The organism is Nocardioides xinjiangensis (assembly GCF_017916455.1).
GTDB lineage: Bacteria > Actinomycetota > Actinomycetes > Propionibacteriales > Nocardioidaceae > Nocardioides > Nocardioides xinjiangensis.
The window spans coordinates 17,442-39,059 of sequence record NZ_JAFMSY010000003.1 but is presented as its reverse complement, the minus strand read 5'-3'; the positions used below and the strand labels follow the sequence as shown (position 1 = coordinate 39,059).

The 21,618-nt window shown below is 73.8% G+C and carries 18 protein-coding genes; 7 read left to right on the top strand and 11 right to left on the bottom strand.

Going from position 1 to position 21,618, the window contains the following annotated elements:
- The first annotated feature begins 9 nt into the window (after nucleotides 1-9).
- Complete coding sequence (locus tag J3P38_RS13645) at nucleotides 10-972, top strand: carbohydrate ABC transporter permease (protein ID WP_210440319.1); 963 nt, start codon at nucleotides 10-12, stop codon at nucleotides 970-972.
- Entirely contained in the window at nucleotides 969-1,775 is an 807-nt protein-coding gene (locus tag J3P38_RS13640; RefSeq protein ID WP_210440318.1) for a carbohydrate ABC transporter permease, read from the top strand. Before J3P38_RS13645 ends, J3P38_RS13640 begins: the two co-directional genes overlap by 4 nt.
- Here the strand turns inward: J3P38_RS13640 and J3P38_RS13635 are convergent.
- The 9 genes from J3P38_RS13635 to J3P38_RS13595 form a co-directional block, all read right to left on the bottom strand.
- Nucleotides 1,768-2,457, bottom strand: a complete 690-nt coding sequence (locus J3P38_RS13635; RefSeq protein WP_210504071.1) for an SDR family oxidoreductase — start codon at nucleotides 2,455-2,457, stop codon at nucleotides 1,768-1,770. The two genes, J3P38_RS13640 and J3P38_RS13635, sit on opposite strands and share 8 nt — an antisense overlap.
- A 4-nt stretch (nucleotides 2,458-2,461) precedes the next feature.
- Nucleotides 2,462-4,480 carry a hydantoinase B/oxoprolinase family protein gene (locus J3P38_RS13630; RefSeq protein ID WP_210504070.1) on the bottom strand — a complete coding sequence of 673 codons (2,019 nt, stop codon included), beginning with the start codon at nucleotides 4,478-4,480 and terminating at the stop codon, nucleotides 2,462-2,464.
- Nucleotides 4,477-6,597: a hydantoinase/oxoprolinase family protein gene (locus J3P38_RS13625; protein ID WP_210440315.1), complete on the bottom strand. Its 2,121-nt coding sequence runs from the start codon at nucleotides 6,595-6,597 to the stop codon at nucleotides 4,477-4,479. The genes J3P38_RS13630 and J3P38_RS13625 overlap by 4 nt, the downstream gene beginning before the upstream one ends.
- 285 nt (nucleotides 6,598-6,882) lie before the next feature.
- Entirely contained in the window at nucleotides 6,883-8,274 is a 1,392-nt protein-coding gene (locus tag J3P38_RS13620; RefSeq protein WP_210440314.1) for an amidase, read from the bottom strand.
- Nucleotides 8,271-8,900: an SRPBCC family protein gene (locus J3P38_RS13615; RefSeq protein ID WP_210440313.1), complete on the bottom strand. Its 630-nt coding sequence runs from the start codon at nucleotides 8,898-8,900 to the stop codon at nucleotides 8,271-8,273. Before J3P38_RS13615 ends, J3P38_RS13620 begins: the two co-directional genes overlap by 4 nt.
- Complete coding sequence (gene cutA, locus J3P38_RS13610; RefSeq protein ID WP_210504069.1) at nucleotides 8,897-11,344, bottom strand: aerobic carbon-monoxide dehydrogenase large subunit; 2,448 nt, start codon at nucleotides 11,342-11,344, stop codon at nucleotides 8,897-8,899. Before cutA ends, J3P38_RS13615 begins: the two co-directional genes overlap by 4 nt.
- Nucleotides 11,341-11,883: a (2Fe-2S)-binding protein gene (locus tag J3P38_RS13605; RefSeq protein ID WP_210504068.1), complete on the bottom strand. Its 543-nt coding sequence runs from the start codon at nucleotides 11,881-11,883 to the stop codon at nucleotides 11,341-11,343. Before J3P38_RS13605 ends, cutA begins: the two co-directional genes overlap by 4 nt.
- On the bottom strand, nucleotides 11,880-12,746 hold the full coding sequence (locus tag J3P38_RS13600) for an FAD binding domain-containing protein (protein WP_210504067.1): 867 nt from the start codon (nucleotides 12,744-12,746) through the stop codon (nucleotides 11,880-11,882). The genes J3P38_RS13605 and J3P38_RS13600 overlap by 4 nt, the downstream gene beginning before the upstream one ends.
- Nucleotides 12,747-12,750: 4 nt before the next feature.
- Complete coding sequence (locus J3P38_RS13595; protein WP_210504066.1) at nucleotides 12,751-14,277, bottom strand: uracil-xanthine permease family protein; 1,527 nt, start codon at nucleotides 14,275-14,277, stop codon at nucleotides 12,751-12,753.
- Nucleotides 14,278-14,529: 252 nt separating this feature from the next.
- Between J3P38_RS13595 and J3P38_RS13590 the strand changes: the two genes are divergently transcribed.
- Nucleotides 14,530-14,964, top strand: coding sequence for a hypothetical protein (locus J3P38_RS13590; protein ID WP_210504065.1), 435 nt, complete (start codon nucleotides 14,530-14,532; stop codon nucleotides 14,962-14,964).
- Between the two features lie 109 nt (nucleotides 14,965-15,073).
- A complete protein-coding gene (ddaH, locus tag J3P38_RS13585; protein ID WP_210504064.1) occupies nucleotides 15,074-15,862 on the top strand; it encodes a dimethylargininase in 789 nt (262 codons plus the stop codon).
- 49 nt (nucleotides 15,863-15,911) lie between these two features.
- On the opposite strand, the gene J3P38_RS13580 is transcribed toward ddaH, so the two are convergent.
- Nucleotides 15,912-17,171, bottom strand: coding sequence for a PucR family transcriptional regulator (locus tag J3P38_RS13580; RefSeq protein WP_210504063.1), 1,260 nt, complete (start codon nucleotides 17,169-17,171; stop codon nucleotides 15,912-15,914).
- A 77-nt stretch (nucleotides 17,172-17,248) separates the two neighbouring features.
- On the opposite strand from J3P38_RS13580, the gene J3P38_RS18435 reads away from it, so the two are divergent.
- The 3 genes from J3P38_RS18435 to J3P38_RS13565 are packed head-to-tail and all read left to right on the top strand — an operon-like array spanning nucleotide 17,249 to nucleotide 20,975.
- Nucleotides 17,249-18,016, top strand: coding sequence for an oxamate carbamoyltransferase subunit AllH family protein (locus tag J3P38_RS18435; RefSeq protein WP_210504062.1), 768 nt, complete (start codon nucleotides 17,249-17,251; stop codon nucleotides 18,014-18,016).
- A complete protein-coding gene (locus tag J3P38_RS13570) occupies nucleotides 18,013-19,509 on the top strand; it encodes an FdrA family protein (protein WP_210504061.1) in 1,497 nt (498 codons plus the stop codon). Before J3P38_RS18435 ends, J3P38_RS13570 begins: the two co-directional genes overlap by 4 nt.
- Nucleotides 19,506-20,975 (top strand): YlbE family protein, encoded by a 1,470-nt coding sequence (locus J3P38_RS13565; protein ID WP_210504060.1) that lies wholly within the window; start codon nucleotides 19,506-19,508, stop codon nucleotides 20,973-20,975. Before J3P38_RS13570 ends, J3P38_RS13565 begins: the two co-directional genes overlap by 4 nt.
- Here J3P38_RS13565 and J3P38_RS13560 read toward each other — a convergent pair.
- Nucleotides 20,948-21,616: a lysophospholipid acyltransferase family protein gene (locus J3P38_RS13560; protein ID WP_210504059.1), complete on the bottom strand. Its 669-nt coding sequence runs from the start codon at nucleotides 21,614-21,616 to the stop codon at nucleotides 20,948-20,950. The two genes, J3P38_RS13565 and J3P38_RS13560, sit on opposite strands and share 28 nt — an antisense overlap.
- Nucleotides 21,617-21,618: the final 2 nt, after the last annotated feature.

Here is a 21,618-nt window from a genome sequence, read left to right as displayed (position 1 = left end):
CCGGCGCCGATGAGCACGTCGACGCGAGCGGCCCCGGCCGTCGCTCCCCCGCTGCTGCCGGGCGACCGCCGCCCGCGGCGCCGCCGTCGCGGCGGACGCGAGGCGGCCGTCGGCTGGGCGTTCGTCTCGCCGAACCTCGTGCTCCTCGTCGCGTTCCTCTTCCTGCCGCTGGTCTCGGCCCTCGCGATGTCGTTCCAGGACGTGTCCTCGTTCGGCGGCAGCACGTGGGTCGGGCTCGACAACTACCGGCGGCTGCTGTCGGAGGACGTCTTCTGGCGCACGCTCGCCAACACGCTCGTGTTCACCGCGGCCACGGTCCCCACGAGCATCGCGGCCGGCCTCGTCCTCGCCGTCCTGCTCGACTCCGCGGTCCCGGCGCGCGCGGTGCTGCGCACCATCATCTTCGTGCCGATCGTCATCAGCGGCCTGGTGGTGGCGCTCATCGGGTTGCTGATGTTCGACGAGGGCGTCGGCATGCTGAACGGCATGCTGGCCGCGGCCGGGCTCGACGGCGCGAGGTGGCAGACCGACGGGACGCTCGCGATGGTGTCGGTGGTCGTCATGACGATCTGGACCCGCCTCGGCTTCGCGATGGTCGTCTACCTCGCGGCCCTCCAGGACGTGCCGCGCGAGGTCACCGAGGCCGCAGAGGTCGACGGCGCCGGCGCGCTGCAGCGCTTCTGGTGGGTGACCGTGCCGATGCTCTCCGCCCCGACGTTCTTCCTGCTGGTGATGAACGTGATCTGGTCCTTCCAGGTCTTCGACATCGTCTACGTCATGACCGGCGGGGGGCCCGGCAACGACACGGAGATGCTCGTGACCTACGCCTACGACCAGGGCTTCGGGCCGACCCGCGACTTCGGCTACGGCTCCACGATCGGGGTGGTGATCTTCCTGCTGACGCTGGTGGTGGTGGTCCTGCGGCTGCGCCGCGAGCGGGCGGAGGCCCGGCCCGCCGGAGGCACCCGGTGAGCCGCTGGACACGGTTCGTCGTGGTGGCGGGCGTCTGCGCGATCATGCTGTTCCCGCTGTACTGCATGCTCGTCGTGGCATTCACCCCGCGCGACGCGCTGTTCGACGCCGGCGCCCAGCTGTGGCCCGACGCGTTCACCACCGACAACTTCACGAGCCTCTTCGCCCGCTTCCCGGTCGGGACCTGGTTCGTGAACTCGGTCATGGTGGCCGCGGTGACCACGGCGATCTCGGTGACGGTCAACCTCCTGGCCGGCTACGCCTTGGCCAAGCTCCGCTTCCTGGGCCGCGACGCGGTGTTCGTCCTGATCATCTCCACGATGATGATCCCGGCCCAGGCGATCATGTTCCCCCAGTTCCGCACGGTCATCGACCTCGGCCTCTTCGGCACGTTCTGGGCGGTGATCCTGCCCTCCGCCGCGACCGCCTTCGGCATCTTCCTCGCCCGGCAGTTCCTCCTCGCGATCCCCGACGAGCTCCTCGAGGCGGCCACGATCGACGGGGCGGGACAGCTGCGGATCTTCCTGCGCATCGTGCTGCCGCTCTGCAAGCCCCTGATCGCCGTCCTCGTCCTGCTGGCGTTCATGGCCCAGTGGAATGACTTCCTGTGGCCGCTGATCGCGCTGAAGGACCCGGCGCTCTACACGCTGCCGGTGTCGCTGCGCTTCCTCCAGGGACAGTACGACGCGGACTACGGCGGACTCATGGCAGCTGCCCTGCTCACCTGCCTGCCGCTCGTGGTGCTGTTCCTGTTCCTCCAGCGCTACTTCGTGCAGGGCATGGCGCGCACCGGCATCAAGTAGTCGCCGGGGACGGGGGCCGACCCAGCAACCACGCCAGCACCCGCGTGCCCACCGGCAGGCCGTGGTCGTCGTAGTGGGCGAACATCGCGCTCAGCCACGGATGGAGCTGCGGGTCCGGCACCCGCCGGACGTCCACGCCGGCCTCGGAGGCCAGCTCGCGCACCGTCGCCCGCCGCGTCGCCAGCTCGTACGTCGCCCCGTCGTGGCCGGGCTCGGTGAGCACCACGGCCGCCGCGCGGCCGAGGTCGGCGAGGTCGAGGAAGCCGAACGGCACGTCGGGCGAGTAGGGCAGGTCGAGCGGCCCGGTCAGGTCGAGGTTCTGCAGGTACGCGCCGGGCTGCAGGATCGTCCAGCCGAGCCCGGACCGGCGCACCAGGTCCTCGGCGACCGCCTTGCCGAGATGGTGCGGCATCGCGGGCGCGTAGGGCGAGGCGACGGAGTGGTAGACCGCGCGCCGCACCCCGGCCTCGGTCAGGGCCCTGAGCGCCTCGGCGACGTACGCCGGCTCGTCGGGGTGCAGGTTGGGCGCGATGACGTACGCCGCGTCGCAGCCCGCGACCGCCCCGGCGAGGTCGGCCCAGTCCGCCCGCCCCAGGGGCCGGGCGTCGACGCCGCGACCGGCGAGCGCGGCGCACACGGCGCGCCCGGTCTTGCCGTGGCCACCGACGACTGCGACGCGCACCGGCTCAGATCCTGTCGACCTCGGCGAACGCCGCCCCGTCGGCGAGCGCGGCGTAGCCCGGGCCGCGGTGGAAGAACGCGTCCGCGCTGCGGTCCCAGGGCGCCCGGCCGGCCCGCTCCGCCTCCGTCGCGCGCGGGTCGTGCCCCAGGTCGCCCTCGTCGACCGACCCGGTGAGCACGACGCCGTAGTCGCGCAGCGCCGCCTCCGGGGACACCTTGCGCCAGAGCACGTCACGCACGACGAGCTCGGGGTCGCGGGCCAGCGGGTCGCCCCAGCCGCCGCCGCCCGTGGTGCGGATGCGCACCACCTGGCCGGCCTTGACGACCTCCGCGTCGGCCAGGGCGTCGACCTCGCGCTCGTCGGGACCACCGGGGTCGATGACGACCTGGAACGGCGCGCCGGCCTTGCCGCCGCGCACCCCCCAGCACGCGAGGATCGAGCGGTCGGCGATGGACATGAAGTGGGCGTCGGCGAGCATCCGGATGTGCTTCTCGTAGCCGAGGCCGCCGCGGTGCTCCCCCGCGCCGCCGGAGTCGATCGCCAGGCCGAGGCGCTCGACGACGAACGGGAAGCGCGACTCGGTGAACTCCGTCGGCAGGTTGCGCGAGTCGGGGACGACGTGGATGGTGTCCTCGCCGTCGGCGTAGTAGCGGCCGCCCGAGCCGCCGCCGAGCACCTCGCGCATCAGGTAGTCGTTGCCGTCGAGGTCCTTGCCGTAGACGCCGGTGTAGCGGATGGTCTCCTGGTCGGCCGGCATCCTGCCGTCGACGGCCTTGGCCACGACGCCGGCGAGCACGCCGAGCAGCCGCAGGATGACGAAGGTGCGGGCGTTGGTGGGCGCGGGGTGGATCGGGGTCAGGAGCGTGCCCTTCTCGGGGAAGCGCATCTCGATCAGGGGAACGATGCCCTCGTTGACGTCGAGCTCGGCCATCCGCTCGGGGGTGTCGGCGAGGTTGCGCAGGATCGGCGCGAGCCACTTCTTGAGGAAGTTGCCGCCGACGTAGTCGCCGCAGTGGTTGATCGGACCCCTCGCCTGGGCGCTGGTGCCGGTGAAGTCGATGATCAGCCGCGGCCCCGCCGGACGGCCGTTGTCGGGGTCGGCCGGTGCGTCGCTGACCTTGGTGAGGGTGATCCGCTGCGTGTGCAGCTGCGGCTCGTCGACGCCGTCGTGCTCGGCGTAGTCCTCCCACACGTAGGTGCCGTCGGGGATCTTGGACAGGATCTCGCGTCGGTAGGTCTCGGTGGTCGCGTCGAGGATGGCGTCGAACGACGCCTCGATGGCGTCCCGGCCGTAGCGGGCGAACAGCTCGCCGAGCCGGCGCGCCCCCATCAGGCAGGCGGAGCACTCGGCGTCGAGGTCGGCGGCCAGGCTGTCGGGCATCCGCGAGTTGCGCGTCATGATCCGCAGCGCGGACCGGTTGGGGACGCCGGCGTCCCAGAGCTTGATCGGCGGGACGGCCAGCCCCTCCTCGTAGACGGTCGTCGCGTTGCTGGGCATCGAGCCCGGCACCGCGCCGCCGATGTCGTCGTGGTGGCCGAAGGCCTGCACGAAGGCGACGACCTCGCCCTCGTGGAAGACCGGCACCGTCACGCAGAGGTCCGGCAGGTGGCCGATGCCGCCCTCGGACTCGTACACGTCGTTGTGGAAGAACACGTCGCCCTCGCGCATCTCCGCGATCGGGAAGTCCCGCACGATCGGGTGCACCAGCGCGCTGTAGGAGCGGCCGGTGAGCTTGCGCAGCTGCCGGTCGTGGATGCCGGCGCGGAAGTCGTGGGCGTCGCGGATCATCGGCGAGCGGCTGGTGCGACCGATCGCGGTCTCGACCTCCATCTCGACGCTGGCGAGGGTGCCCTGCACGATCTCGACGAGGATCGGGTCGACGCCCGTGCCCGGTGGGGTGAGCCGGCCGCCGTGCTCGTACGACGTGGGCAGTCCGGCGGGGTTGACCGGCTTCGCCGTGACGTACGCCGGGTCGACCGCGCGGGTCGTCGGGCCGGCGGTGGTGGGGGCGGTGCCGCTCATCGGGCGGCCTCCTTCCGGATCACGAGGTTGGCCCAGTCGTCGACCACGACCTCGAAGCCGGGGTGCACGGGGATGGTGGAGCCGAACTCCTCGACGATCGCGGGGCCGCTGAACGTGTCGCCGGCGCCGAGGTCGGCGCGCCGGACGACCGGGGTGTCGACGTAGCCCTGCTCGGGGTCGAAGCACACGGGGCGCCGGCCGTCCTCGGCCCGCTCGCGCAGGTCGCCCTCGGCCTTGTCCAGCGTGGGGATCGCGGGCCGGGTGATCGGACCGATGCCGGTGACGCGCAGGTTGACCCACTCGACCTGCTGGTCGCGGTCGCCGCGGAAGTCGTAGCCGTAGAGCTGGCGGTGCTCGGCGTGGAAGGCCTCGGCGACCTGCTCGACGTACGCCGCGTCGACGCGGCCCTCGGGCGCCGCGACGCGCACCTCGAACGCCTGGCCGACGTAGCGCACGTCGACGCTGCGCTGGAACCGGTGCTGCGCCGGCGCGAAGCCCTCCTTGGCCAGCGCCTCGCGTGCCCGCTCCGTGAGGTCGTCGAGGATGCCCTGCACGACGGCGTGGTCGAGCGCCGACTCCTTCGCGACGTGGGTCTGCACGTAGTCGTTCTTCACGTCGACGGTGAGCAGGCCGAAGGCGCTGACGTTGCCCGGGTTGGGCGGCACGACGACCCCGGCGAGGTCGAGGATGTCGACGAGCCGGCAGGCGAGCAGCGACCCGGAGCCGCCGAAGGTCGTCAGCATGAAGTCGCGCACGTCGAGGCCGCGCTTGACGCTGACCTGGCGCAGCGCGTTGGCCTGGTTCCACGCGGAGATCTCCAGGATGCCGGTGGCGCAGCGCTCGAAGTCCAGGCCGAGCCGCTCGGCGAGGTCGGCGATGCCCCTGCGGGCGGCCTCGACGTCCAGCGGGATCTCCCCGCCGAGGAGGTGGGGCGGGATGCGCCCCAGCGTCACGTGAGCGTCGGTGATCGTCGGCTCCGTGCCGCCCTTGGCGTAGCACAGCGGCCCGGGGTCGGCGCCGGCCGACTGCGGCCCGACCTTCAGCGTGCCCTCGGGCGAGAGCCAGGCGATCGACCCGCCGCCGGCGCCGACGGTGACGACGTCGATCATCGGGATCTTGCTGGGGTAGGCGCCGACGGTCCCCTCGGTCGTGAGGGTCGGCTCGCCGTCGAGCACGACGGACACATCGGTCGACGTACCGCCGCCGTCGCAGGTCAGCACCCGCGGGAAGCCGGCGACCTCGGCGATGAGCGCGGCGCCGAGGGCGCCGGCGGCCGGGCCGGAGAGCACCGTGGTGATCGGTTGGTGCACGACCTCGTCGGCCGACAGCACGCCGCCGTTGGACTTCATCACGTAGAACGGAATGGGCGCGCCGCCCGTGCTGGGGCCACCGGTGAAGGCGTGCAGGCGGTCCTGGATGTTGGTGACGTAGCGGCTCACGTTGGGCTTGACCGCCGCGTCGACGAGCGTGGTCATCGAGCGCTCGTACTCGCGGTACTCGCGGAGCACCTCGCTGGAGATCGACACCACGGCGTCGGGGTGCTCACGGCGCAGCACGTCGCGCATCCGCAGCTCGTGGTCGTCGTTGGCGTAGGCGTGCAGCAGGCAGACGCCGATGGTGGTGATGCCGCGCGCCGCGAACCACCGGGCCGCCGCGACGGCGGCCTCCTCGTCGAAGGGGCGTATCTCCGCGCCCGTGTGGTCGAGGCGCCCGCCGACGGTGCGGACCCGGTCGGCCGGGACGATCCGGTCGGGCTTGACCCAGAAGTAGGAGTTGCCGTAGCCGTCGGGCACGGACTGGCGGGCGATCTCCAGCATGAACTCGTAGCCCTCGGTCGTGATGAAGCCGAGCGCCTCGACCTTGCCCTCGAGCAGCTTGTTGGTGGCCACCGTCGTGCCGTGGGAGACGGCGCTGACGTCACCGCCGTCGGCCCCGACGATCCCGAGGATCTTCTCGATGCCGGCGATGAACCCGTCGGCGGGGTTGCCCGGGGTGCTCGGCGTCTTCGTGGTGACGAGCTCGCCGGAGTCCTCGTCGAGGGCCACGACGTCGGTGAACGTGCCGCCGGTGTCGATGCCGATCCTGATCCGCCGCCGCGTCCGGTGGGTGCTCGCCATGGGGACGATTCAACCGAGGCGGCCGCGGCGTAGGCCACGGCAGACGTTGCCGACCGAACGCCGTTTCGTCGGCAAGTCCTGCGGTACGGGTTGCGTGTGCGGCGTACCTCCGGCTCCGGCGGGTCGTGCACAGCGCCGGGGTGCTCGTCCCCAGCCTCGGGTGGTTCGTGCACAGGTCTGTCCACAGGGTGGGGGTCGTCGCGAATCCCCCGCCTAAGCGGGGGATTGCGAACTTCCGGGGGCCTGCACACCCCGAGAAGTTCGGACAACCCCCGGGAAGTCCGCTCAGCCGAGCAGCTCCTCCACGGCGGCCGCGACCTCGAGGAGGCGGCGGTCGGCACCGTGGCGTGCGACGAGCTGGACGCCGACGGGCAGCCCCTCGGCGGTGCGGCCGGCCGGCACGGAGATCGCGGGACAGCCGGTGACGGTGATGAAGTACGCCGAGCGCATCCAGGCCAGGTAGTCGGGCATCTCCTGGCCGTTGATCGACTCCGGGTACTCCTGCTCCACCGGGAACGGAGGCACCTGCGAGGTCGGCAGCAGCAGGACGTCGTGGTCGCCGAAGAACAGCCGCATCGTCTCCGACAGGGCGGTGCGCTGGGCGTACGCGCGCGCGACATCCGCGCCCGTCAGCGACTCGCCGGCGCGGATGTTGGCCTCCAGCGAGGGCTTGAACGACGTCGGGTGCCGGGCGAGCAGCGGGCCGAGCTTCGCCTGGAAGTGCCACGCCCGCAGCGTGCGGAAGGTGTCGTCGGCCAGCGCGAGGTCGGGCGCGGCCTCGACCACGGCGGCACCGGCGTCGGAGAGCCGCGCGGCGGCGGAGCGTACGACGGCGGCGACCTCGTGGTCGACCACGAGCGCCCCGCCGAGGTCGACCGAGGACGCCACGCGCAGGCCCGCCAGCGGGGCGGGCGCCAGCGGAGGGGCGAACGCGGAGCCGGGGTCGCCCAGCGCGTGCGGCGCGCGCGGGTCAGGGCCCGCGATGACGGACAGCAGCAGGGCCACGTCACCCACGTTGCGCCCCATCGGGCCGCCCACCGACGTCGTCTCCCACTGGTTGTACAGCGGCCACTCCGGCACCCGGCCGAGGGAGGGCCGCATGCCGACCACCCCGCAGAACGACGCCGGGTTGCGCAGCGAGCCGCCCATGTCGGAGCCGTCGGCGAGGGGCACCATGCCGGACGCCAGCGCGCAGGCCGCTCCCCCGCTCGACCCGCCCGCCGAGCGCGAGGGGTCGACGGGGTTGCGGGTGACGCCGAAGACGGTGTTGAAGGTGTGCGAGCCGGCGGCGAACTCCGGGACGTTGGTCTTGCCGACGAAGACCGCACCGGCTCGACGGATCCGCTCCACCAGCAGGTCGTCGTGGTCGGCGACGGCGTCGGCGTGGATCGGCGAGCCGTACGTCGTGCGCCAGCCGCGGAGCGCGTGCGTGTCCTTCACCGCGAAGGGCAGGCCGTGCAGCGGTCCGCACTCCTCGCCGGAGGCCTGCGCCTGGTCGGCGACCGCCGCCGCCGCGCGTGCCCGCTCCGCGTCGAGGGACACGATGGCGTTGAGCCCGGGGTTGCGCTCCTCGATCCGGTCGAGGTGCAGCTCGAGCAGCTCGCGGGCCGAGACCTCGCCCGAGCGCACCGCAGCCGCCTGCTCGCGGGCGGTGGAGTCGACCGTCAGGTCGGTCACCGGCGACGCCCGATCAGCACGCCGAGCGTGACCAGACCGGCACCGACCGCGATGCCGAGCAGGAACTCCTGGCGCGACCCCGTCGTGGCGGCGGCGGCCGGGGCCGTGAACACCCGGCCGGTCGCCGGCTCGGGGGAAGCGCTGGCGGCGCCCTCACCGGGCTCGGTCACGGACGGGGCGGCGGCGCCCCCGCCGGCCAGCACCGCGTCGACGTTGCCGAAGAACTCGCCCGCCATCCGGCGCGAGACGCTGGTCAGCATCCGCTGGCCGACCCCGCCGATCATGCCGCCCACGACGGCGTCGGCGTCGTAGGACACCCGCGTCGAGGACCCCTCGGGGGTGAACCGCACGTCGACCGTCGCGCCGATCGTGCCCGGCGCGCCTGCGCCCTCGAGCCTCATCACCAGCGACTCGTGCTCGACCAGGTCGGTCAGCACGCAGGAGCCGGCGTACGTCCCGCGGATCGAGGCGACCCCCGCGGTCACGGTCATGGCGTACGCGTTGTCCCCCGTCGCCTCGAGCCGCTCGCAGCCCGGGATGGTGCGGACGAGGACCGCCGGGTCGAGCAGCGCGTCCCACGCCTTCTCCACGGGAGCGGCCAGGACGTTCTCTCCGGTGAACTTCATCGGGTCTCCTTCTGGGCGGCGTGCTCGGCGGCGGGCTCGGCGGCGGGCTCGGCGGCGTGCGCGAGGCGCAGCTCGAACAGCTCGGACGGCGAGATCGGCATCGCGGTGATCGCCAGGTCCGGGTGGTGGGGCCGCTCGGCGTCCTCGATGGCCGCCGCGAACACCGCGGCGGACGGGATGACACCCGCCTCGCCGGCGCCCTTGATGCCCAGCGGGTTGAGCGGGGACGGCGTCTCGAGGTGGTCGATGTCGATCGAGGTCGGCACCTCGGTGACGTAGGGCATGAGGAAGTCCATGAACGAGGCGTTGAGCAGCTGCCCCGACTCGTCGTAGGCCATCCGCTCGTAGAGCGCGCCGCCGACACCCTGGGCCACCCCGCCGTGGATCTGCCCCTCGACGATCATCGGGTTGATGAGGTGACCGCAGTCGTGCACGACGGCGTACTTGAGGATGCTGATCTCGGCGGTGTCGGGGTCGGTCTCGACGATCACCGCGTGCATGCCGTTGGCGAACGTCGACCGCGCCGGCGAGTAGAAGTCCTTGCCCTCCAGCCCCGGCTCGTCGTCCTCCGCGACGGGCGGCTTGCCGGGGTCGCCCACGGAGAACTGCGTCGCGGCCTTGGACGCCTCGTCGAAGGCGTAGCGCAGGGGGTTCGACAGCACGGCGACGGTGCCGAGGTCGATCGAGGCGTCGGTGCCCCGCACCGAGACCACCCCGTCGGCGATCTCGAGGTCGGACTCGTCGGCCTCGAGCGCCTCCGCGGCGATCCGCAGCGCCTTCTCCTTCGCCCGCAGCGCCGCGAGGTGGATCGCCGAACCGCTCATCACGGCCGCCCGGGAGGCGAAGGTGCCCACGGCGTACGGCATCTTGCGGGTGTCGCCGGTGGTGATCTCGACGTCCTCGAACCGCACCCCGAGCGTGTCGGCGACGATCTGCGCGAAGGCGGTCTGGTGGCCCTGCCCCTGCGTGGTGAGCCCGGTGGCGACCTTGACCCTGCCGGAGGTCTCGATGTGCACGTGCGCGCCCTCGTAGGGGCCGACGCCGGTGCCCTCGACGTAGCAGGCGAGGCCGATGCCCACCCGGCGGCCCTCGGCGGCCATCTCGGCGCGGAAGTCCTCGAACTCGTCCCACCCGACCAGCTCCTTGAGCTTGGCGAGGGACGCCGGGTAGTCACCGGAGTCGTAGGTCAGCTCGCGACCGTCCTGGAACACGAGCCCGTGCTCGTAGGGGAACTCGTCGGGCTGGATGAAGTTCGCGCTGCGCACCTCGGTGCGGTCCGTGCCGAGGTACGCCGCGATCGCGTCCATCGTCCGCTCCATCACGAAGCAGCCCTGCGGGCGGCCGGCGCCGCGGTAGGGCGTGACGATCACGGTGTTGGTGTAGAGCGACTCGAACGCCACCCGGTAGTTCTGCGGCTTGTACGGTCCGAGCAGCTGAGTGGAGGTGATGATCGGGACGATGAGGCCGTAGGGCGTGTAGGCGCCGTGGTCGTGCCAGAACTCCACGCTGAGGCCGAGGAGGCGGCCGTCGTCGTCGAAGCCGACCTCCACGTGGTGCTGCTGCGCCCGCTCGTGCGCGGAGGAGATGAAGTGCTCGCGGCGGTCCTCGGTGAACTTCACCGGCCGGCCCAGCGTCATCGCCGCGAGCGGCACCAGCAGCTCCTCGGGCCACGGGTGGTTGATCTTCACGCCGAAGCCGCCGCCCACGTCGGGGGTGACCACGTCGACCTTCGCGAGGTCCAGGCCGAGCTTGGCGGCCACGCAGCCTCGTACGCCGGTGGAGGTCTGGGTCGACGACCACACCGTCAGCCGGCTGGTGTCGGGGTCCCACCGCGCCACGGTGCCGCGGCCCTCCATCGGCGTGCAGGCCGAGCGCTCGACGTCGAGGTCGAGCGTGAGCGTGTGCGGTGCGGCCGCGATGGCGGCCCGCGCGTCGCCGGTCTCCTGCACCATGCGGGCGCCGACGTTGTCGGGCACGTCGTCGTGCACCGCGCGCGCGGCTTCCCTGGCGGCAGCGATGCCGACGACCGGCGGGAGCTGCTCGTAGTCGACGCGGATGCGCGAGACCGCGTCCTCGGCGACGTAGCGGTCGGTCGCGACGACGAAGGCGATCGCCTCGCCGACGTAGTTGACCTCGTCCTTCGCGAGGGCGTACTGCGTGCGGCCGTGGGTGAGCGTGGGGTGCGGGATGAGCAACGGCAGCGGCTCGGCCATCGGCCCGGTGAGGTCGTCCCAGGTCCACACCGCGACGACGCCCTCGACGTCCAGCACGTCGGCGACGTCGATGTCGACGACGCGGGCGTGCGCGTGGGGCGAGCGCAGCACCGCCGCGTGCAGCAGGCGCGGGTCGTCGTGGAGCAGGTCGTCGACGTAGCGTCCCTGCCCGCGCAGGAACCGCTGGTCCTCCACCCGGGGGACCCTGCTGCCGAAGAGCTTCGTGGTCACCGGTCCTCACCCCCGCCGTCGACGTCGGTGGAGCGGGAGGCAGGGCCCTCGGCGCCGATCTCGGCGGCGCGCAGCACCGAGCGCACGATGTTCTGGTAGCCGGTGCAGCGGCACAGGTTGCCCGCGATCATCTCCCGGGCCTCGTCCTCCGAGGGGTCGGGGTTCTCCCGCAGGCCCGCCGTGATGGTCGTCAGGAAGCCCGGCGTGCAGAAGCCGCACTGCAGGCCGTGGCAGTCGGAGAACGCCTGCTGCACCGGCGACAGCGAGCCGTCGGGCTCGGTCAGCCCCTCGACCGTCGTGATCTCGGCGTCGACCGCCGACACCGCGAGCATCAGGCAGGACCGCACCGGCCTGCCGTCCACGAGGATCGTGCAGGCGCCGCAGACGCCGTGCTCGCAGCCGACGTGGGTGCCGGTGAGCCCGCAGTCGTGCCGCAGCGCGTCGGAGAGCAGCCGTCGGGCCGGGACCCGTACCTCGTGGACGGAGCCGTTCACGCGCAGGCGCACGTCGTGCAGCTCCTCGGGTGCGGGACTGGTCATGCGCTGCTCCTCTCGCCGGCCCGCCTGCGGGCGTGGTCGGTCGCGTCGGCCAGCACCCGCGGGGTGAGCACCGTGACGAGGTGGGCCCGGTAGGCGGCGCTCGCGTGGATGTCGCCGGCCGGCTCGAGCTCCGCGAGCGCGGCGGCGGCGGGGTCGCCGGCAGGGTCCGTCACGGCGTCGGTGACGTCGACGACGACCGGCACGTCGCTGGCCGAGACGTAGCCCACGCGCGCGCGGGTGACCGCGTCGCCGTCGGTCTCGACGTGCGCGGCGGCCCCGACGAGGGCGTAGTCGCCGTGGCGCCGGGCGATCTCCTGGAACGCCACCCCGGCGCCGGGCCCGAGGGCGGGGAAGAACGCCTCGACGGCGATCTCGTCGTGGGCCAGCGTCGTCTCGAGCGGGCCGGCGAACAGCTCCGCCGCCGGGACGGTACGACGGCCGCGCACCGACGCGACGTCCACCGAGCCCTCCAGCAGCCGCAGCACCATCGGCATCTCGGCCGCGGCGTCGGCGTGCACCACGGAGCCGACGGTGGTGCCGCGGTTGCGGATCGTCGGGTGGGCAACGTGGCTCAGCGCCATGGCGAGCAGCGGCTGGGCGGCCGCGGCCCCCGAGGAGGCCAGGACGTCGGCGTGCCGGGCGAGCGCCCCCACGCGCACCCCGTCGTCGTCAGACGTCACGTGGTCGAGGTCGGGCAGGGCGTTGATGTCGACCAGCATCGACGGGGCGGCCAGGCGCATGGACAGCAGCGGGACGAGCGACTGACCGCCGGCCAGCACCTTCGCCCCCTGCGTGCCCGCGAGGGCCGCGAGGGCCTCCTCGAGGATGGACGGTCGCAGGTAGGCGAAGGGTGCGGGCTTCACGAGGTCAGTCGTCCCGGTGCGAGCCGCGCCGGCGATCCGCCTGGTCGCCGCCGAGACCCCGGTGGTCCTCGACGTGTCCGGGCCGTCCGGCGTCGTCCGGGTGGACGGTCTCGTCGACGTAGCCCTCACGACCGGGCCGGTCGGCCTGACGATGCTGGTCGACGTGGTTGAGGCTGCCGGCGATGGACGTGGAGGACTCACCCAGCCGCCCCTTGACCATGTGGAAGAACACGATGACCAGGATCGTGCCCAGCGCGATGCCGCCGAGCTCGAAGTCGTCGCCGAAGGTCAGGGTCACTCCGCCGATGCCGGCGATGAGGCCACCGGCGAGGCCCACCAGGTTGACCGGGTTGCCGAAGTCGACGCCGTTCTCCACCCAGATCTTGGCTCCCACCAGACCGATCATCCCGTAGAGCACCACGGTGATGCCGCCGAGAACGCCGCCCGGGGTCGCGTTGACGATCGCGCCGAACTTCGGGCACAGCCCGAGCAGGATCGCGACCACCGCGGCGACGTAGTAGGCGGCGCTGGAGTAGACGCGCGTCGCGCCCATGACCCCGATGTTCTCGGCGTACGTCGTGGTGGGCGAGCCACCGAAGGCGCTGGCGAACGCGGTCGCGACGCCGTCGGCGCCGATCGCGCGGCCCATGTAGGGGTCGAGGTCCTCGCCGGTCATCTCGGCGACCGCCTTGACGTGTCCGGTGTTCTCGGCGACCAGCGCGATGACGCCCGGCAGGACCAGCAGGATCGCGGTCAGCGAGAAGGACGGGCCGTGGACGACGGAGACGCCGTCGGCCAGGGTGCCGCTCGGCAGGCCGATCCAGTCCGCGGCCTGGACGCCCGCCCACGAGACGCGGTCGTGCTCGGTGGCCTCGGTCGCGCCGCCCAGGACCGAGGTGATGGGGCCGAAGACCAGGTCGGCGAGCCACGACAGCAGGTAGCCGAAGATGAGGGCCAGGAACACCGCGATGCGCGACCAGAAGCCCGGCAGCATGACGGCGGCGAACACCATGAAGGTCGCGGTCGCGAGCGCGATCCACTGGTCCTGCGGCCAGTAGATGCCCGCGACGACCGGGGCGAGGTTGAAGCCGATGAGCATCACGACGGCGCCGGTCACGGCGGGCGGCAGGATGCGGTGGATCAGCTCGGCGCCGGCGAAGTGGATCAGCACGCCGACCGCGGCGAGCACCAGGCCGCCCACGAGGATCGCGCCCGTGACGTACGAGGAGTCGTTGCCCTCGTCGAGAGCGCGGATCGCGGCGACCGAGGCGACGAAGGAGGCACTGGTGCCGAGGTAGCTGGGCACCCGGTTCTGGACGATCAGCAGGAACAGGATGGTGCAGAGGCCCGAGAACATGATGGCGAGGTTGGCGTCGAGCCCCATCACCAGCGGGAACACGAAGGTGGCGCCGAACATGGCGACCACGTGCTGGGCACCGAGCCCGATCGTCTTGCCCCACGGCAGGCGCTGCTGCGGCAGCACCGCCTCACCCGGGGCGGGATCGACCACGTCCCACTTGAACATCGACATGAGCAGGCCTCCAGATTCGGTGGGTGTGGACCCGAGAAGCCACAAACTAGTGCGGCCCATCTCACACCCTCACTGGCGACATCTGCCGAAGGAACGCCGAAGTCGATGACAAGTTCTTGGGCGGGTCGAGCGGCTGCCGACCCCGCGCGGGCCCTGGCAGGGCACGACCGGCGGCCGCACCGCGGCACCTGCCGGCGGGACGTGACGGACGGGACGTAACAGATCCGGGCGGCTGGTCGCTGTAGTGGCGGGGTGGCGAACGGACCGCCCCGACACGAGGAGGATCTCCTGTCTGTCTCCATCCGCTTCGCCGGCCTGGCCACCGCGGCCGCCGTCGCCCTCGGCGGCGCCGCCGCCGCCCCGGCCGCCGCCGACGAGGCACCCGCCCCCGCCCCCTGCGCGCAGCAGCAGGCCAAGGTCGACAAGGCGGAGGGCGCCCTGGAGCGGGTCACCGCCGTCTTCGCGCGCCAGGAAGCCCGGGTCGCGAAGGCCAAGAAGGCCGTCGCGCAGGCCGAGGCCGGCCGCGAGAGGGCTGCCGCCCGTCGAGCGCTGGCCGCCGCGAAGCAGGACCGTGACGAGACCAAGGCGACCGAGCGCGCACAGCAGCAGCGCCTCGCCAAGGCCCAGGAGCGACTCGCCACGTGCGAGGCCGAGCAGGAGACCACGGAGGCCTCCGCCCAGGCCTGACCGGCCGGGTGCTCAGCCACGCAGCCGCGCCCGGGGGCGCACGACGGGGGCCGGTCCACGACGGACCGGCAGGGACGTGCGGCCCCGGGGCCCGCCCTAGGCTCGCGGCATGGAGTACCGCCACGCCCTCGTCCGCCGCCCGTCGCCTCGCATGGGCGAGGGGCTGGTCACCCACATCGAGCGCAGCGACGACGTCGACCCCGACCTGGCCGTGCGCCAGTGGGAGTCGTACGTCGAGGCGTTCCACCGCGCCGGATGGACCACCGACGAGGTCGAGCCCGCCGACGAGCTCCCCGACTCGGTGTTCGTGGAGGACACGATGGTCGTCTACGGCGACCTGGCCGTCATCAGCCGCCCCGGCGTGCCGGAGCGGCGCGGGGAGACCGTCGCCGCCGAGGCGGCGGTCGCCGCGCACGGCTACCGCATCGCGCACATCGAGGCACCGGGCACGCTCGACGGCGGGGACGTGTTGAAGTTCGCGGGCCGCGTGTGGGTCGGGACGGGCGGGCGCACCAACGCCGACGGCGTCGCCCAGCTCCGCGCCCTCCTTGCGCCGCTCGGCGCCGAGGTCGTGGGCGTCCCGGTGCGCACGGTGCTCCACCTCAAGACCGCGGTGACCGCGCTGCCGGACGGGACGGTCGTGGGCCACCGCCCGCTGGTGGACGACCCGGACGTGTGGGCCGGACACTTCCTCGAGGTGCCGGAGGAGTCCGGCGCCCACGTCGTCCTCCTCGACGGCACGACGGTGCTCATGGCCGCCTCCGCACCGCGGTCGGCCGCGCTGTTCCGGAGCAGGGGCCTGGACGTCGTCACCGTCGACATCTCCGAGTTCGAGAAGATGGAGGGGTGCGTCACCTGCCTGTCGGTGCGCCTCCGCTCACGCCCCGTCTCCGCCTGAGGACCGGCCGACCCGGTGAGCCTTGCCGCTGCGGCAGGGTCGAGCCCGCTCAGCCCACGATCTCCAGCGCCCGCAGCGCCACGGCGACGTCGAGGCGCAGGTGCGGGTCGGTCGCGACGGGGCCGAGGATGCGCTGCAGCTTGCCGACGCGGTAGCGCATCGTGTTGTAGTGGAAGAACTGGGCGCGCGCCGCCTCCGCCACGTTGAAGTTGGTGTCGAGGAGCACCTGCAGGGTCTGGCGCAGGTCGGCCGCCTCGGCGGTGCGGTCGGCGAGCGGACCCAGCACGTCGGAGGCGAACGCCGTCAGCTCGGCGCTGTCCGGCACGAGGGCGAGCAGCCGGTGCAGGCCGAGCTGGTCGAAGCGGGTCACCGACCCGCCCCCGTGCACGCGGCGGCCGATCTCGACGGCTCGCTGCGCCTGGCGGAACGCCTCGGGCAGGTCCGCGAGCCCGTGCGCCACCCGGCTGACCCCGGCGGAGAACGCGATCCTGCCGCCGCCGCGGTCACCGCGCACACCATCGACGATGCGGTCGACCGCGGCGTGGCCGACGGCGGCCGGTGCCCCGGGGTCGACCGGGACGAGGGTCACGACCTCGCGGCTGAACGCCACCGAGGCGATGCTGTCGTCGGCGGCCGCCGCGACCTGCCGCCACGCGTGGGCGAACCGGTCCTGCCACGCGCGCCGGTCCTCCGGGTCCGGCCCGAGCTCGGCGATGGCGTCGGGGTCGAGCACGGCGACCACGACCACCACCGGCCGGTCGAGGTGCCAGCCGAAGGCCTGCGCGTGCTCGGCGACGTCCTCCTCCTCCCCCGCCCGGCCGAGGAACACGTCGCGCAGGAAGTCGCCGCGGTACTTGTTCTCCACGGCGGTGATCGCCTCGACGCGCGTCACGAGCAGCGCCGCCACGATGGCGGCCCGCTCGAGCGCGTGCACGTCGGAGGAGTGCACCCGGCCGTCGGGACGCAGCGCGACCAGGCGTGCCAGGTCGACGCCGGCGGCCACCACGCGGCGCACCACCGCCTCCCCCGGTCCCACCGCGGTGCCGTCGGGGTCGATCCGCTCGACGCGCACCCGGCCGCTCGGGTCGAGCAGCCCGGCGCGCGCGAGCGCCTCCCGCTGGGCCTCGTCGAGGTGCGCTGCCCGCTCCCGGCCGTCGGTCGAGGTGAACACCACCCCGCAGCCCAGGGCGGCTCCCACGGCCTCCGCGATCGCGGCGAGGTCGCCGCCCTCGAGCACGATGTGCGTCAGCGCGGTGTGCAGCGCGTCCGCGCGCTCCAGCGCCGCGACGGCCTCCGGATCGCTTATCAAGTCTTGGCCCACTTCTGCCCCTCGCTTGTCAGGAAGTCACATTCGCGAGTGTCGCACGGGCCGATAGCGTCTGGCAGGTGACCTCCAGCCCGACCGTGCCGGACGAGCCGGTCATCGCGGTGGCGGCCCCGGTCCGCGTGCGGACGCGGCTCGCCGCGGCGGACGACGGCCCCCGGCGCGTCGTGCACGCGAGCCCGACCGCCGTCTACGTCGACCTCGACGGCTGGTGCCTCGGCCTGGTCTCAGCCACCGCGAGCCGGGTCCCGTGCGCGCTCTGGTCGACGCTGCCCGACCTGACGGACCTCGACCCGGTGGTCCGGGTGCGGCGCGGGACCCTCGTCGTCGGCGGTCGCGAGGCACGCGTCACCCGGCTCGTCGACCCCCGCGCGGCCCGTCCCCGGTCGGGCGCGGGACCCACCGCCCGACCGGCGTCCGGCGCGACGACCGCGCTCGCCGCGGCGTACGACCTGCCCGCCGACGGCCGGCTCACGCCCGGCCACCTCGACCGGCTGCTCGGCCGCGGACCGGGACTCACGCCGCTCGGCGACGACGTGCTGGCGGGCTGGCTCGCCGCCCGCACCGCCGCCGGGGCACCGGACGAGGTGCTGGCCGCGGCCGTGCGCCAGCGCCTGGGCGCCACGACGCTGCTGTCCGCCACGCTGCTCGACTGCGCGATCCGCGGCGAGTCGCTGCCGCAGCTCGCGGACTGGCTGGCCGCCCCCACCGACGCCAGCGCCGGCGCGCTGCTGGCCGTCGGCGCCACCTCGGGCGCCGGCCTGCTCGCCGGCGCCGAGCTGGCCATCGCCTCCCTGCCCCGCCGCACGACCCCCAGGAGGGCTGCATGAAGGACCACGTCGAGCTCCGCAGCGGCGCCTACGCCGACTCGGTGACCCTGCTGCAGGTCAGCCGGTCGGTCCAGGCCACGCCCGGCGTGGTCGCCGCGCAGGTCGCCATGGCCACCGGGCTCAACCTCGAGGTGCTCGAGGGCATGGGATTCGACGTCCCGGAGTCCTCGCCCAACGACATGGTCGTCGCACTCCGGCTCGACGACGACGCCGACCTCGCGGCGGTCCTGGCGGCGGTCGACGCCGCGCTCGCCCCCGCCCGGCCCGACTCGGGCCGCGCCACGGTCGCGCCGCCACGCACCACCGCGTCGGCCCTGCGTGCCGTCGCGGGCGGCGCCGTCGCCCTCGTCTCGGTGCCCGGAGCCAGCGCGAGCGTCGAGGCGATGGACGCTCTCGAGGCGGGGCACGACGTGATGGTCTTCAGCGACAACGTGCCCCTCGCGGAGGAGGTCGCGCTCAAGACGTACGCCGCCGCGCGCGGGGCGCTCGTCATGGGCCCCGACTGCGGCACCGCGGTCATCGACGGCGTCGGGCTCGGCTTCGCCAACACGGTGCGCCCCGGCCGGATCGGGATCGTGGCGGCGTCGGGCACCGGGTGCCAGCAGCTGCTCGCGCTGCTGCACCACGCCGGGGAGCGGCTGGCCGCCCAGGGGCACGACGGCGTGGGCGTGCGCCACGCGATCGGCGTCGGTGGCCGCGACCTGTCGGCCGCGGTCGGGGGGCTGGCCACGCGCGAGGCGCTGCGCCGCCTCGACGCCGACGCGGACGTCGACCTCGTCGTGGTGGTCTCGAAGCCGCCCGCCGCCGAGGTGGCCGACGCGCTGACGTCGTACGCCGACGGGCTCGCGACGCCCGTCGAGCTCGGGCTGCTCGGCCCCGGGCAGCGGGACCTGACCGCCGTCGCGGAGGCGGTGCTCGCACGGCTCGGCCACGACGCCCCACCGTGGCCGGTGCACGGCGCCGACAACAGCGGTCCCGCGACGGGGCCGCTGCTGCGGGGGCTGTTCGTCGGCGGCACGCTGTGCGACGAGTCGATGCTGCTGGCGACCGAGGCGCTGGGCCCGGTGCGCAGCAACATCCCGCTCACCGACGACCTGGCCCTGGGCGACGACCTGCTCGCCGACACCCACACGTTCGTGGACTTCGGCGACGACGCGCTCACGCAGGGGCGCGCCCACCCGATGATCGATCCCACGCTGCGCCACGAGCAGCTCGCGCGGGCCGCCGCAGACCCCGGCACCGGCGTGCTGCTGCTCGACCTCGTGCTCGGCCACGGGGCCGAACCCGACCCGGCCGCCCTCCTCGCCCCCGCCATCCGGCAGGCGCGCCGCGACCGCCCGGTCCCGGTGGTCGCGAGCCTCGTCGGCACCGACCTCGACCCGCAGGGGCTCGCGCAGCAGCGGGACGCCCTGGTGACGGCCGGGGCGGAGGTCCACCTCTCCAACGCGGCGGCCACCCGTCGCGCCCTCCAGCTGATCGGAGACGCCCGATGACCAGCGCAGCCACCGGGGTCGCCCCCGGCACCTCGGGCCCCACCGGGGTCACCCGCGGCGCCTCCACCCCCACGGTCGTCGCCTGCGGCGCCGACATGCTCGCCGACGCCGTGGCCGGGCAGGCCGTCGACGTCCAGCGCGTCGACTGGCGCCCGCCGATGCCCGGCACGGAGGCGCACCTCGCGACCGTCGCGACCGACCCGCGCCGCCCCGAGGCCAACCGGAGGGCCGTCGCGGCGATGCTCGGGGTCACCGCCCACCTCGTCGACGTCGCGCCGGCGGCCGAGGTCCTCGGCCTGGAGCGCGGTCAGTTCCTGCACGCCGGCCCGCCGATCGACTGGGAGCGCGCCTCCGGTCCCCTGCGCGGCGCCCTGATGGGCGGCGCGGCGCTGGAGGGGCTCGTCGACGACCCCGAGGACGCGGTCGCGCTCTTCGAGTCCGGGCGCGACGTGAGCCTGGAGCCCTGCCACCACCGCAGCGCCGTCGGCCCGATGGCCGGCGTCGTCACGCCGTCCATGTGGATGTGGGTCCTCGAGGACCGCGCCACCGGGCGCCGGACGTACTGCTCGCTCAACGAGGGGCTCGGCAAGGTGCTGCGCTACGGCGCGTACGGCCCCGAGGTGCTCGACCGCCTGCGCTGGATGGGCGACGTGCTCGGCCCGCTGCTGCAGGCGGCGGTGCGCGGGACGGAGGAGGCCACCGACGTCACGGGCATCCTCACCCAGATGCTGCAGATGGGCGACGAGGCGCACAACCGCAACCGTGCCGGCACGCTCATGCTGCTGCGCGACCTCTCCCCCGCCATGGTGGGCGCCGGGTTCGACGCCGCCGACGTCGCCGCGGCGCTGCGCTTCGTCGGTGGCAACGACCACTTCTTCCTCAACCTCGCGATGCCGGCCTGCAAGCTGGCGCTCGACGCCGGCCGCGACGTCCCCGGCTCCACCATGGTCGTGGCCATGGCTCGCAACGGCACCGACTTCGGCATCCAGGTCTCGGGCACCGGCGACGAGTGGTTCACCGGCCCGGCGCAGGTCGCCGAGGGCCTCTTCCTCGGCGACTACGGGCCCGACGACGCGAACGCCGACATCGGCGACTCGGCGATCACCGAGACCGCGGGCATCGGCGGGTTCGCGATGGCGACCGCCCCGGCCATCGTGCGGCTGGTCGGCGGCACGGTGCCCGACGCGCTGGCCACGACCCGGAGGATGCACGAGATCACGCTCGCCGAGAACCCGCGGTGGTCGGTGCCGGTCCTGGAGTTCCAGGGCACGCCGACGGGCATCGACGTGACCAGGGTGTGCCGGACGGGCATCCTGCCGCAGATCAACACCGGCATGGCCGGCCGCGTCGCCGGCGTGGGCCAGGTCGGTGCCGGCCTGGTCACCCCGCCGGCCGAGATCTTCCCGCAGGCGCTCGCCGCCCTCGCCGCCAGGGCGGCTCAGGCGTCCGCGGGGCGCTCGTTGTAGACGCCGGCGAGCTCCTGGCCGGACAGCTCGGCGATCGCGGTCATGATCCGGTCGGTGAGCTCGCGGCGCGCGCGCCCCGACGGGACGCCGTCGTACTCGCCCGCGACCCGGATCGGCTCGCCGAAGCGCACGCTCACCTCGGCCAGCCGCGGCCGGCTGGACCCGACCGGCTGGATGTCCTCGGTGCCCCGCAGCCCGACCGGGACGACGGGGCAGCCGGCGGTCAGCGCCAGGTGGGCCACCCCGGTGCGGCCGCGGTAGAGCCGCCCGTCCCGCGAGCGGGTGCCCTCCGGGTAGATCCCGAACGCCTCCCCGCGTCCGAGCACCTCCAGCGCGGTGTCGAGGCTGGCGAGGGCGGCCCTGCTGTCGTCGCGGTCGACGGGCAGCATGCCCAGCCCCTCGAACCAGGCCCGCTGCGCGGCGCCCTTGAGCCCCGTGCCGGTGAAGTAGTCCGACTTGGCCAGGAAGACGACCTTGCGCGGCACCACGCAGGGGATCACCACGCTGTCGACGAACGACAGGTGGTTGCTCGCCACGATCACCGGGCCGGTGGGCGGCACGTGGTGCAGGCCCTCGATGGTCGGCCGCCACACCGCGCGCGCCAACGGAGGGACGACGCTGTGGAGCACCGAGTAGAGCATGG